The 13116-nt window shown below is 40.8% G+C and carries 10 protein-coding genes and 1 pseudogene; 7 read left to right on the top strand and 4 right to left on the bottom strand.

Features of this window, described 5'->3' with window-relative positions; genetic code table 11:
• Nucleotides 1–203: 203 nt before the first annotated feature.
• Nucleotides 204–1484, bottom strand: coding sequence for an aspartate kinase (locus AC3CAU_RS02900; protein ID WP_447053292.1), 1281 nt, complete (start codon nt 1482–1484; stop codon nt 204–206).
• A gap of 65 nt (nt 1485–1549) precedes the next feature.
• A complete protein-coding gene (gene alaS, locus AC3CAU_RS02895) occupies nt 1550–4243 on the bottom strand; it encodes an alanine--tRNA ligase (protein ID WP_171459139.1) in 2694 nt (897 codons plus the stop codon).
• A gap of 429 nt (nt 4244–4672) precedes the next feature.
• Between alaS and AC3CAU_RS02890 the strand changes: the two genes are divergently transcribed.
• The 7 genes and pseudogenes from AC3CAU_RS02890 (at nt 4673) to AC3CAU_RS02860 (ending at nt 11009) form a co-directional block, all read left to right on the top strand.
• Nucleotides 4673–5698 carry a type I glyceraldehyde-3-phosphate dehydrogenase gene (locus AC3CAU_RS02890; RefSeq protein ID WP_424621440.1) on the top strand — a complete coding sequence of 342 codons (1026 nt, stop codon included), beginning with the start codon at nt 4673–4675 and terminating at the stop codon, nt 5696–5698.
• A 405-nt stretch (nt 5699–6103) separates the two neighbouring features.
• Complete coding sequence (locus AC3CAU_RS02885) at nt 6104–6421, top strand: hypothetical protein (RefSeq protein WP_424621449.1); 318 nt, start codon at nt 6104–6106, stop codon at nt 6419–6421.
• Nucleotides 6422–6446: 25 nt separating this feature from the next.
• Nucleotides 6447–6668, top strand: a pseudogene (locus tag AC3CAU_RS02880) (Lrp/AsnC ligand binding domain-containing protein); the annotation flags it as partial.
• Between the two features lie 220 nt (nt 6669–6888).
• On the top strand, nt 6889–8055 hold the full coding sequence (locus tag AC3CAU_RS02875; RefSeq protein ID WP_424621442.1) for an ATP phosphoribosyltransferase regulatory subunit: 1167 nt from the start codon (nt 6889–6891) through the stop codon (nt 8053–8055).
• A gap of 68 nt (nt 8056–8123) precedes the next feature.
• Entirely contained in the window at nt 8124–9443 is a 1320-nt protein-coding gene (locus AC3CAU_RS02870; protein WP_424621444.1) for an adenylosuccinate synthase, read from the top strand.
• A gap of 366 nt (nt 9444–9809) precedes the next feature.
• Nucleotides 9810–10118: a hypothetical protein gene (locus AC3CAU_RS02865; RefSeq protein ID WP_131215831.1), complete on the top strand. Its 309-nt coding sequence runs from the start codon at nt 9810–9812 to the stop codon at nt 10116–10118.
• 114 nt (nt 10119–10232) lie between these two features.
• Complete coding sequence (locus AC3CAU_RS02860) at nt 10233–11009, top strand: M48 family metallopeptidase (protein ID WP_131215828.1); 777 nt, start codon at nt 10233–10235, stop codon at nt 11007–11009.
• 122 nt (nt 11010–11131) lie between these two features.
• Here the strand turns inward: AC3CAU_RS02860 and AC3CAU_RS02855 are convergent, their stop codons facing one another.
• Both AC3CAU_RS02855 and crp read right to left on the bottom strand, forming a co-directional pair.
• A complete protein-coding gene (locus AC3CAU_RS02855; protein WP_447053291.1) occupies nt 11132–12181 on the bottom strand; it encodes an NADP(H)-dependent aldo-keto reductase in 1050 nt (349 codons plus the stop codon).
• A gap of 191 nt (nt 12182–12372) precedes the next feature.
• Nucleotides 12373–13077 (bottom strand): cAMP-activated global transcriptional regulator CRP, encoded by a 705-nt coding sequence (crp, locus tag AC3CAU_RS02850; protein WP_447053290.1) that lies wholly within the window; start codon nt 13075–13077, stop codon nt 12373–12375.
• Nucleotides 13078–13116: the final 39 nt, after the last annotated feature.

Raw genomic sequence — 13116 nt, 5'->3', positions numbered from 1 at the left:
AAAAACCACAACCTTAAATATCAAAGAAAATTTTAACAAAGCAATGTGACAAACTTCGTCCTATATACCTTTTTGTTAAAATTTTCTTAAAAGCACAGGGCTAATATAACAGAGCCATTATAAGAAAAACTATAGTGGCTCTGTTTTTTTCTACTTTTTTAAAAAGTGTCTAACAATGACAATTTTTGACATCTTTTCCGATATTATGTACGTACGCTTGATTCGCCATGTTCACGGTCTAAACCGAAAGCAGTGTGAAGGGTACGTACAGCAAGCTCTAAGTAGTTTTCTTCGATGATCACGGAAATCTTAATTTCTGAGGTGGAGATCATCAAAATATTAATGCCTTCCTCAGCTAGAGCAGTAAACATTTTACTTGCCACGCCAGCATGTGAACGCATACCAACACCCACAATCGATACTTTTACGATATCTGAGCGAGTTGCAACTTCACGTGCACCAATTTTTTTCGCGGTATTTTCAAGAATTGTTTTGGCTTTGGTTAATTCACTACGGTTCACTGTAAATGTGAAATCGGTTGTACCGTCTTCTTCAACGTTTTGGATAATCATATCCACTTCAACGTTGGCATCACCAATTGGACATAAGATTTTAGCTGCAATACCTGGTTCATCAGGTACACCTAGAATCGTTAATTTTGCTTCGTCACGGTTAAATGCGATACCAGAGATAATTGGCTGTTCCATGTTGTCTTCCAATTCAGTAGTAATAAGAGTGCCGACGTTTTGTTTAAAGTCTTCGTCAAATGCGCCATCATTGTCATTATCAAAACTTGATAATACACGTAAAGGCACTTGGTATTTACCAGCAAATTCAACTGAACGAATTTGAAGAACTTTAGAACCTAAAGATGCCATTTCAAGCATTTCTTCAAAAGAAATACGATCAACTTTTTTTGCTTTAGGTGCAACACGAGGGTCAGTGGTATAAACACCATCTACATCTGTGTAAATTTGACATTCATCTGCTTTGAGTGCAGCAGCAAGTGCAACACCGGAAGTGTCTGAGCCACCACGACCTAAAGTGGTGGTATTGCCTTGTTCATCAAAGCCTTGGAAGCCAGCAACAACCAGCACGCGACCTGCATCTAGATTTTCAGTTAAAACATCAGTATCAATGGCTTCGATACGCGCTTTAGTGAATGCACTGTCAGTTTTAATGCCAACCTGGCGACCAGTGAGCGACTTTGCTTCAACACCGATAGAGTTAAGTGCCATCGCTAACATGGAAATCGTAACCTGTTCACCTGTAGAGACCATTTGGTCAAGTTCACGCGGATCAGGAATTTCGGTAATGGCCTTCGCTAAAGCAAGTAGGCGATTGGTTTCGCCACTCATTGCCGAAACTACGACCACTACCTTGTGGCCATGGTCATGCCAGCGCTTTACACGACGAGCAACATTTAAAATGCGCTCCGGAGTACCCATAGAGGTACCGCCATATTTTTGAACGATTAATGCCATAGTTGTTCCATAAAAGCCATGACCCTGATATAGCTATCAGGGTCCGTTACACAAAAAGTGAAGTCTTATTTTGCCTCAAGCCAGGCAGTTAAATCTACCATCACTGTTGCAAACTTCTCGTTAAGTGGCGCGCCACCTTGTGCCAAGTCAGGTTTACCACCGCCTTTACCACCGAGTTCGGTAGCCAAGTGTTTGATGATGTCACCTGCTTTAATGTTGGCAGTAAAATCTTTTGCAACAGAGGCAATAAGGCTAACTTTGTCGCCTTCTAGACCCGCAAGCACGATCACTGCATTGTCTAATTTAGATTTCACACCGTCATGCAGGTTGCGAAGTGATTTCGCATCCATGTTTTGTACAGTGGTAATCAATGTCGAACGACCGGCAATAGTTTGAACTTGGCTTAAAAGTTCAGCTGCTTGGAAGTTCGCAAGTTTTTGATTCAATTGTTCAATTTGTTTTTGCAGTTGATGTGCAGTGTCTACTACAGCTTCAACTTTTTCTACCGTTTGATGATTTTGTGCTTTTAATAAACTGTTGATGTATTGAACATCACGATCAGTTTTTTGCACCATTTCAACTGCTTTAGTACCTGTTACCGCTTCAATACGACGTATACCTGCTGCCACACCACCTTCAGAAGTGATTTTGAACAAGCCGATATCACCGGTACGTTTCACATGGATACCACCACATAGTTCGATCGAGAAGTTTTTCTCCTCAATGATTGAACCCATGGACAATACACGTACTTCGTCACCGTATTTTTCACCAAACAACATCATCGCGCCTTTTTCTTTGGCGGATTCAATGTCTAAAAGTTCAGTGGATACTGCAGTATTGGCAATCACTTCTGCATTTACCAAGCGTTCTACTTGCTGAAGCTGTTCGAACGTAACCGGTTGGTCGTTGGCAAAGTCAAAACGTAAAATGTCGCTGGCAACCAATGAGCCTTTTTGTTGTACATGTGAACCCAACACTTGACGAAGCGCAGCATGTAAAAGGTGAGTTGCCGAGTGATTACGTGCGGTTGCAGCGCGGATATCTGCTTTTACAATTGCTTCAACAGACTGGGTCGCTTTTAAGGTGCCCATGGTCACGATACCTTGGTGTACAAATGCAGCACCTGATTTCTTGGTATCTTGAACTTCGAAAATACCGGTATCATTTTTAAAGATACCTGTATCACCGATTTGACCACCACTTTCTGCGTAGAAAGGGGTTTGGTTGAGTACGATTAAAGCTTCATCGCCTTCAACCACTTCTTCAACCTGTTCGCCATCTTTATAGATCGCAACAATTTGACCTTGACCTTGAGTGGCTTCATAGCCTTCGAATTGAGTTTCGCTGTCGACATTTACAATCGAGTTGTAATCAATTGCGAATTTACCTGCATCACGTGCACGTTGGCGCTGCGCAGCCATTTCAACTTCAAAGCCAGCTTCATCAATGCTTAAATCACGTTCACGTGCAATGTCAGCAGTCAAGTCAGTCGGGAATCCATAAGTGTCATACAGTTTGAATACGGTTTCACCCGGAATCACGTTACCTTTAAGTTGAGCCAATTCGCCTTCAAGCAATTTCAAACCTTGCTCTAAAGTTTTCGCAAATTGCTCTTCTTCTTTCAGTAATTGTGCTTCGATGCGTGCTTGTTGCGCGGCAAGTTCAGGATAAGCTTCGCCCATCACTTCAATCAAAGGTTGCAACATTTTATGGAAGAATGAACCAGTTGCACCTAATTTGTTACCGTGACGAACAGCACGACGGATAATACGACGCAGTACATAGCCACGGCCTTCGTTAGAAGGATTTACCCCGTCAGCAATCAGGAAGCAACATGAACGTGCGTGATCCGCTACAACTTTTAAAGACGCAGGATATTGAACCGGCGTGTTTTTCTCAGCTGCTTCAGCTTCAATGGCAGTGGTATCCATGCCAATAATTTCTGCAGCTGATTTGAGTAGGTGTTGGAATAAGTCGATTTCGTAGTTTGAGTTTACGTGTTGTAAAACTGCAGAAATACGTTCCAAGCCCATACCGGTATCAACCGAAGGCGCAGGGAGTTCATGCAATACGCCATCTGCAGTACGGTTGAACTGCATGAATACGTTGTTCCAGATTTCAATGAAACGGTCGCCATCTTCTTCTGGTGTGCCTGGTAAACCACCCCAGATATGGTCGCCATGGTCAAAGAAAATTTCAGAACATGGACCACAAGGACCGGTGTCGCCCATTGCCCAGAAGTTATCTGATGCGTATTTTTCGCCTTTGTTATCACCAATACGGATAATGCGGCTGGCATCTAGACCAATTTCTTTGTTCCAGATGTCAAAAGCTTCATCATCGGTGTGATAAACAGTGGCATAGAGTTTATCTTTAGGAAGGGCTAACCATTCGTCGCCCGTCAGGAATTCCCAGGCAAATTTAATGGCATCACGTTTAAAGTAATCACCAAATGAGAAGTTACCCAACATTTCAAAGAAGGTGTGGTGACGTGCGGTATAACCGACGTTGTCCAAGTCGTTGTGTTTACCACCGGCACGTACACACTTTTGTGACGATGTCGCGCGAACATAATCACGTTTTTCCAAGCCCAGGAAGCAGTCTTTAAACTGGTTCATCCCGGCATTGGTAAACAATAAAGTCGGGTCGTTGGCGGGTACAAGTGAACTCGACGCGACACGTGTATGCCCTTGCGATTCAAAGTAACGCAAAAATGCTTCACGAATTTCAGCTGATGTCATAAAACGAGTACTCACAACCAAGTCACTCCATATTTCGTATTGGCTAGAAGTATACCGAGCATTTTCATAGAAGATGAACTGCCCCAATACACCGGGCTTAAAAATTTAAAACGCCAAATTATAACGGAAAAAGCTGCATGCACCAATCACTTTAAGGCGAATTAATGACAATTCTATGTATTTGCGGTACAGGCATCTTGAGGTAAATCCAAGTGTTAATTTATATCATCAAATTGCCATTAAAGTTTAACGAATACTTGAATGAATATTTTTAGCTTGCTTTTTCTGATGCTGATTTTTGATAAAACCACTTTATTAAGTGTCATATAATGTGGTTGACGTTACTGTATTAAATAAAGATTCGTGAAGAAATGGTATCGGGTTTCGGTCGAAATCCATTAACATAGCCTGTGTTTACATCTCCTCAAGAATTAAGGATATCTGATGCAACGAGTAGCCATTAATGGTTTCGGGCGAATTGGTCGTAATGTGTTACGTGCCTGGTTTGAAAATCCCAAGGATTTTCATTTTAATATTGTTGCGATTAATGATGTTGCAGATGTAGAGACTTTAGTTCATTTGTTTAAGTACGATACTACCCACGGACGCTTTAAAGGCAAAGTCGAAGTGTCGCTGGAAAATGAACAGATTTTTTTGCATATTTCAGCGGGTTTAGCGCAATTAAAAGTACAGGTGTTTTGTCAGGAACAACCTGAGCTCTTGCCTTGGGGTGATTTAAATATTGATGTGGTACTTGAATGTACAGGTTTGTTCCGTTCACGTGAAGCGGCAACCAGACATGTAACAGCAGGGGCGAAACGGGTCATTATTGGTGCTGCACCTTTTGACAGTGTGGATGCAGCCATTGTGTATGGAGTCAATCATCATGAAGTTAAAGCAACGGATCAAATTATTTCCAGCGTGTCCTGTACTACGCAAGCCTTGGTTCCTTTAGTTAAAATCATTGATGATGCTTTTGGAATTAATACCGCTTTAATGACAGAAATTCATGCAGTAACGGCTGATCAATCGGTACTAGATCATGCACATCGTGACTTGCGTCGTGCACGGGCTTCGGGGCAAAATATTATTCCAACCACATCTTCAGCATTAGGTGCATTAAAACGTGTAATGCCAAAAATGGAAGACCGGATTGATGGTTATTCCATTCGTGTACCCACCATTAATGTCGCTGCTATTGATTTGACTTTTGTTGCCCAATCACATGTCACAGTGCACAAAATTAATGAGGTTTTGGTCAAGTCGGCACGCTATGATTATGCTGAAATTATGGATGTGACAGACGAAGCTTTAGTATCGTCTGATTTTAATCATTCACCGTATTCTTTAATTGTAGATTTAAGCCAAACCATGGTGGTTGGACATCAAGCGAAAGTATTTGCCTGGTATGATAATGAGTGGGGTTATGCCAATCGTTTGCTGGACTTATGCGAGTCATTTAGCCGATAAAATGGGACAGATCTTGCTTTAAAAGCTAGTTGTGAAATAGCTTCTTTAATTTTATTGCCTTTAAAAAATGAGCGGATTTTACAGCGCAAGGGTGTAAGGTGAGATCTGTAGCTCAATTATTATTAATTTGTTCGAATGATCGGTAAATTGTTGAGTAAATATCTTGCTTTCAGTAGGATAAATAGACTGCCACGAAGTTCTATTTTATGTTGTAAATTATGATCAGGGGCAGCGATTACCGACCAAAACTCGGCTCATAATAATGTTTATAATAAATATAAAACCGAGCACGGTTAATTTTATAATAATTTTTAATTACTATATGAAAATTATAAGCTTTTAAATTTAAATTTTTCGATTCATGGCAAAGATAAGTCATGAATCCATAACGTGAGCGGCGCACCTATGTTGATATTTGTTTGGGGATTTATTCTCCTTTTAGCTATAGCAGTGATCTTTTTGATTTGGGCGCAATTTACCAATCAGGGTGCTGCACTCAGTGAAATCCAGCTAAATCAGCAACTCGAAAAAAAAGTGATCCATTTGGAAGAAAATCTCAAAAAAACCTTGGAAATTATGCAGGACTTAGCCAAAAAAATGCATATTCAGCAAGAAGTGATTGATAAAACCACAACCAAGCTGAGCCAGGTAGAGTTGCAAAATGCCGAATTGGTCGGTTTATTGACAAAGGCAGTTAATTCCTCGGATCGCCCCTCCATATAATTTCATTCTTTGAAGTTAAATAACAGTCGACTGGTTTGTAGATGCGATTCAGGATATGCCATGAAGTCATGGAATGTCAGTTGATGGCAGGGGATTGTGACTTTTTCTTATGAATTGTAGTGGCTATTTGGATGCATACCGTAAGTTTGAGATTTATCATTTAAATAAAATTTCAGGTCTGCAAAATATGAAAACTGAAATTCTATTACAAAAGATTGAACCAACCACTAAATTGCCTTTGAGGTGATAATAAAATAATAAACAGTTTTAGAGTCATTTTTGAGCATTATAGCCGCTTTGAATGAATTGAAGTATTTTTGTCTGATTAAACAATAAGTATTCCGCTATTTTTTGTGAAAAAGTCAGATGCACAGCTAAAACTATCGTGCTAGACTAGGAGAAATCGGGTGTGCTCCCGATTTTTTTATGCGGATAACTTCCGCTCTGACAGAATTTAGGTTTACAACATGCCCATTTCAGAGACATGGTTATTACCTGATGGTGTAGCTGATGTATTACCAGAACAGGCGCAAGTGATTGAAACTTTGCGTCGTAACGCACTAGATTTCCTCGCATCTCGAGGTTATCAATTGGTGTACACGCCATTTATTGAATACATCGAATCTCTATCTTCTCTTTCAGAATCGAATCAAGATTTAGACTTAGCCACTTTTAAAGTCATCGATCAATTATCAGGTCGTTTACTTGGTGTGCGTGCCGATATGACACCACAAGTGGCTCGTATTGATGCGCATGTACATCCAGTCGAAGGGGTGGCGCGTTATTGCTACGCTGGCACGGTTTTACACACTAAACCTCAAGGGTTTAATACCACACGTGCACCCCTGCAATTAGGTGCGGAGCTTTTCGGTTCAGACAGTATTGATGCAGACGTTGAAATGGTTGACGTTATGCTGAGTCTGATCGAAACGGCGGGCTTGGCAGATGGGATCCATCTGGATTTGGGTCATGTCGGTCTATTCCGTAGTTTAGTGAGACATGCGGGTTTGACCAAAGCTGTTGAAAGTCGTCTTTCAGACCTTTATCAACGTAAAGCCTTACCTGAACTTGCAGAATTTACCCAAGAATTAAAATTTGGTGCAGATTTTTATACCCTAGGTCGTTATTCAAGTGACCTGGATGCATTACGAGCCAATTTAAGTGCTGAAATTTTTGCCGATGAAGCATTCAAGCAAGCATTTGAGGCTTTGAAAACGACACAAGTCGAGATTCAGTTACGTTGGCCAAATCTGCATATTGGTATAGATGTTGTAGAGTTGCGCTCATACCATTATCACACTGGTCTAATGTATGCAGTATATGCACCAAACCGTGCAGCACCACTGGCTCAAGGTGGACGTTATGATGGGATTGGTGAGCATTTTGGTCGTGCACGTCCTGCTACCGGTTTTTCGTGCGACTTATATGCCTTAAGCGCAGGTCAATTTAAAGATTTAAATGTAGTTGTTGCACCGAAGGGTACAGACGCAGATTTGCTTAAGGCAATTTCAAATGCGCGTACACAAGGCTTTGGTGTAATTCAATTACTCGGCAACGACAGTTTAAACTCGGTACCGCATGCAACGCATCAATTGGTGAATGTGGCAGGTGAGTGGACAGTCGAAAAGATTTAATGATGTGAATTGGTATGATTAACTAATTCAAGTTTTCAATTTTAACAGCATGATGCAATGAGGCTATTATGGGCAAGAATGTTGTGGTACTTGGTACCCAATGGGGCGACGAAGGTAAAGGTAAAATCGTTGACCTGCTCACAGATCAAGCGGCTGCGGTAGTTCGTTACCAAGGCGGACACAACGCAGGTCATACACTTGTGGTTGGTGGTAAGAAAACTGTATTACACCTCATTCCATCTGGTATTTTACGTGAAAACGTATTGTGCTTAATTGGTAACGGTGTGGTTCTTTCTCCTGAAGCGCTCATCAAAGAGATGGATATTCTTGAAAAAGAAGGTGTCCCAGTTAAAGAACGTCTACGCATCTCTCCAAACTGTCCGTTAATTTTGCCGAACCACATTGCACTTGACCAAGCGCGTGAGAAGAAACGTGGCAATGCGAAAATCGGTACTACGGGGCGTGGTATTGGTCCAGCCTATGAAGACAAAGTTGCACGCCGTGCAATCCGTGTTGCGGACCTTGTTCGTGGTGGTGAGCATCTTAAAGCTCAGCTTGCTGAACTTCTGGATTACCATAACTTCCAGTTAACTCAATACTATGGTGTTGAAGCGGTTAAATTAGAAGATGTGCTGGCACTTTGCGACCAATGGCGTGAAGTCGTTACTCCACTGGTTGTGGACGTAACTACGGAATTGCACAATTACCGTAAAAACGGCGACAACATTATGTTTGAAGGCGCGCAAGGTTCACTCCTTGATGTAGACCACGGTACGTACCCGTATGTAACATCTTCAAACACAACTGCTGGTGGCGTAAGCTCAGGTTCAGGTCTTGGTCCTTTGCATCTTGACTATGTACTAGGCATTACCAAAGCTTATACAACGCGTGTAGGTGCGGGTCCATTCCCAACGGAATTGGTTTACGATGCTGCAAATGACACAGGCGACCAAATTGGTAAACATTTGGGTACGATTGGTCATGAGTTTGGTGCTTCAACTGGTCGTCAACGCCGTTGTGGTTGGTTCGATGCTGAAATTTTACGTCGTTCAGTAGATGTAAACTCACTTTCAGGTATTTGCTTAACTAAACTTGACGTTCTTGATGGTTTAGAAGAAGTAAAAATCTGTGTGGGTTACGAAGCGGCAGATTCTGGTTGTGTCGGTTCTTCCGATGCGCTTGCATTTGAAACCTTAAAACCAATTTATGAATCTATGCCAGGTTGGTCTGAGTCTACAGTGGGTGCAACTGATGTTGCTCAATTACCTGCGAATGCGATTGCTTATGTCAAACGTATTGAACAGTTGATTGAATGTCCAATTGATATCATTTCAACAGGTCCTGACCGTGCAGAAACAATTGTACTGCGACATCCGTTTGATGCTTAATTTAAAATATTGAAATAGATCAAAAAAGCCTCGCTAAATACGAGGCTTTTTTGTATGAATTATTTCGAGACATATGAGGCAAACCAGTGAGCTAATGCTGATGAGCTGAGAGGTTTTACTGTTTAAATTTAGTTTTGCCTTGCGCTGTAAGCAAAGCATGGTTTTGTTCTTGCTCAAGTTGCGAATGATGTTTTTGCTTATCAAATCACAGGATGAATCCAAAAAATGTCAGTCAATTTCTTAAATAGCAGGCATTAAATTGATGAGGGAAATTTTGCCAAGACTAAAGTTGCATCAGAGAAGACTGTTTAAATAGCTGGTGCTTGTTAGAATACCCCTCATAAGATAAATGAAAGGTTATGCTAGATGCATAAAAATATTTCAGGAACAATATTTTATTCCTTACTATTTGCTATGGGCGGAGCACCGACTATTGCGATGCTGATCATTCAGGCACAAACGCAAGATCCCAATATTATCTATAATGCATTTATTGGTTTAAGTGTAATTATTGCCTGCATTTTAGTTCCATTAATTCTCATACAAAATGCTATTTTATTTTTTAAAAGAAAAAATGAGCAGCTTGAACAAAAAATTAAACCATTATGCCAAGTATATTTGGTTTTGAATTTTTTATGTCTTATTTATTGGCTTAGTTTTCAGTTTCTTAAATAACTACAGTTACATAAATGATATGAATATGGATGGAATAATAATTTAAAGCTTATCTATTATTGCCCTATAATCTGCTTAAAACTGATATCTGTTTTCAAGGTGGAGATTATTATAATGAATAGCAAACTCGTTTTAAGTTTGTGTGCAGCTAGTGTGATTACTATTTCAGGTTGTACTACTGTAGCAGAAATGGCAGGGGCGGATTCATCGACATTAAATGTAGCGGCAGCACAAGGCTTTAATAAAACAGTTCAGGAAGCGAGTGCCAATAAAACCTTAGATACAACTTCAGCGACTTATAAACGCATTAATGCGGTATTTTTACGTTTAAAACCTTATGGCGATCAGATCAATCAAACAGGTCAAAAGTTTGACTGGAAACTGGCTGTTCTAAAATCGGATCAGGTGAATGCGTATGTAGCACCGGGTGGTAAAGTGGTGTTCTATACTGGTATCGTGAATAAATTAAACCTGACTGATGCAGAAATTGCGGCAGTCATGGGTCACGAAATGGTGCATGCTTTAGAGGAACACTCTAAAAATAAAATTGGTCAACAAGCATTAACTGACTTGGCTTTAAGCATTGGCCTAAGCGCTGCGGGAAGTAATGTGGGTCAGTTGGGCAGTGCGGCTGCTCAGTTGGGCGCGCAAGTGGGCGTAGGTTTGCCATATTCGCGTAGTCTGGAAAGCCGTGCAGATCAAGGCGGTTTAATGCTGATGGCGCGTGCTGGTTATAACCCACAAGCTGCTATTACCCTGTGGGAAAAAATGAATAAATTGGACGGTGCGGGCGGTACTTCATTCTTGTCTACTCACCCTTCAAATAGCCAGCGTATTGAAGCTATGCGTAAAAACTTGCCAGCCGCACAAGCGATTTATAACAAACGTTAATCGGTTCTTGGCTCATTAAAAAAGGATGCGATATGCATCCTTTTTATTTGTAGCTTTTAAATTAGTTTAAAAGTATTTATTTAAATACTGAACAAAGAATAAAGCAGTGCTTTACTCTTTGTTCAGGGCGCAGGATTCGGCTGTTGACGGTGAATAGCTTCAATACCTTGTAAAACTTCTGCCGATAGGTCAATTTCAAACGCTTGGATATTTTCTTTGAGTTGATCCAGGCTTGTTGCTCCAATAATGGTGCTGGTCACAAAAAACTGCTGTTTGATAAATGCCAAGGACAGTTGGGTCAGGCTTAAGCCATGCCGTTCAGCAAGCTGCGCATATTGTTCTGTTGCCCATTCACTTTCTGGATTGCTATAGCGGCTAAAACGCGAAAAAAGGGTGACACGTGCATCTGCAGGGCGAGCGCCATTACGGAATTTTCCAGTCAAATAACCAAACGCTAAAGGTGAATAGGCAAGCAGTCCCACATTTTCATAATGGGCAATTTCTGACATGCCAATTTCATAAGTCCGGTTTAATAGGTTATATGGGTTTTGTACACTGACAAATTTTTCCAAACCTAGTTTTTCTGCTAAGTGTAGGAATTTCATAGTTCCCCAAGGCGTTTCATTGGAAAGACCAATATAACGAATACGCCCTTTCCTAATCTCATTACTTAGCGCTGTTAAGGTTTCCTCTAGCGCGGTAACTTCTTTGTTGTTTTGGGCTTCCTCATTACCATAACCGAGCTTGCCAAAGAAATTGGTCGGGCGTTGTGGCCAATGCAGTTGATAGAGGTCGATATAATCGCTTTGCAAGCGTTTTAAGGAGCCATCTATGGCAGAGCTGATCTCTGTAGAGGTAAAGCGAGTTTGTCCATCACGGATGTGACTGCCGCCTTGTGAAGGGCCCGCAATTTTTGAAGCAATAAAAAGCTGATCTCGATTACCGCGCTCTGCAATCCAATTTCCCAAGATGGTTTCCGTTGCACCTTGCGTTTCAGGCTTTGGTGGGACGGGATACATTTCAGCAGTGTCCCAAAAAAACAAGCCTTGGTCTAAAGCATATTCAAGTTGTTGAAAGGCCTCTGTTTGGGTGTTTTGCTCACCAAAAGTCATCGTGCCTAAACAAATTTCAGGAACTAGAATGCCTGTATTGGCTAAAGGTTTGAGTTGCATATGGCGTGGTCCTTGAATATTTATCAGGAAATTTTAAATGATTTAAGCCTAACTGATTTTTTGATCATCGTTAAATCATGAATAGTTTTAAAATTGTCATAAAATTTACAAAAGGGTCAGGGTAAAAATCAATGTATAAAAAAAGCAAACCCTAAGATTTGCTTTTCTTATACGCAAACAATCAAAAAAAATTATTCTTCTTCAAGCTCATCTGTAACTACATTTGCATCTTCAGTTGAAACATCAAAAATAAGAATGGCTTTACCATCCGTTTCGATCATGCCTTGTTCTTCAAGCGTTTTTAAAACACGACCCACCATTTCACGAGAACAACCGACAATACGGCCAATTTCTTGACGTGTAATACGGATTTGTCTGCCATTTGGTAATATCATAGCTTCTGGTTGCGAAGAAAGGTCGATTAAACAACGTGCAATACGGCCAGAGACATCAATAAATGCCAGGTCAGTCACTTTACGAGTTGTATTTTTTAAGCGACGGACAAGTTGAGCAAATACAGCATAGCTCAGATCTGGATACTGTTTGCTTAACTCGTGAAAGTTATCATAGGTGATTTCGGCAATTTCACAGACGTCCCGGGTACGAACTTCCGCAGTACGTTGTGGATTCTCTTCAAAAAGACCCATTTCCCCAAAAAAGTCTCCCGCATTCAAATACGCAACCACGATTTCACGGTCATCATCTTCACGTAAAATAATGGATACTGAACCTTTTAAAATTAAATAAAGTGATTTTGATTCAGTGCCTGCGTCGATAATGGCAGTACGTTTTGGATAGCGATTAATATATGCACGTTTTAATAATGCTTTCACTGACTCTGGTAATTGACCAGGAGAAAGTGCATCGGTACTAAGTTGTGAAAAGCTTGCAGTCATGCTAACGGTTCCGAATATGGATAAGTAATAGATCGCACA

The organism is Acinetobacter sp. GG23 (genome assembly GCF_057766365.1).
Note: the sequence above shows the minus strand (reverse complement) of the source record. Positions and strands in the feature narration are given on the sequence as shown.

Excerpts from the sequence above, each read along its gene's own strand:
- AC3CAU_RS02900 (WP_447053292.1), bottom strand. The coding sequence starts at position 1,484 with ATGGCATTAATCGTTCAAAAATATGGCGGTACCTCTATGGGTACTCCG.
- AC3CAU_RS02890 (WP_424621440.1), top strand. The coding sequence starts at position 4,673 with ATGCAACGAGTAGCCATTAATGGTTTCGGGCGAATTGGTCGTAATGTG.
- AC3CAU_RS02885 (WP_424621449.1), top strand. The coding sequence starts at position 6,104 with ATGTTGATATTTGTTTGGGGATTTATTCTCCTTTTAGCTATAGCAGTG.
- AC3CAU_RS02875 (WP_424621442.1), top strand. The coding sequence starts at position 6,889 with ATGCCCATTTCAGAGACATGGTTATTACCTGATGGTGTAGCTGATGTA.
- AC3CAU_RS02870 (WP_424621444.1), top strand. The coding sequence starts at position 8,124 with ATGGGCAAGAATGTTGTGGTACTTGGTACCCAATGGGGCGACGAAGGT.
- AC3CAU_RS02865 (WP_131215831.1), top strand. The coding sequence starts at position 9,810 with ATGCATAAAAATATTTCAGGAACAATATTTTATTCCTTACTATTTGCT.
- AC3CAU_RS02860 (WP_131215828.1), top strand. The coding sequence starts at position 10,233 with ATGAATAGCAAACTCGTTTTAAGTTTGTGTGCAGCTAGTGTGATTACT.
- AC3CAU_RS02855 (WP_447053291.1), bottom strand. The coding sequence starts at position 12,181 with ATGCAACTCAAACCTTTAGCCAATACAGGCATTCTAGTTCCTGAAATT.
- crp (WP_447053290.1), bottom strand. The coding sequence starts at position 13,077 with ATGACTGCAAGCTTTTCACAACTTAGTACCGATGCACTTTCTCCTGGT.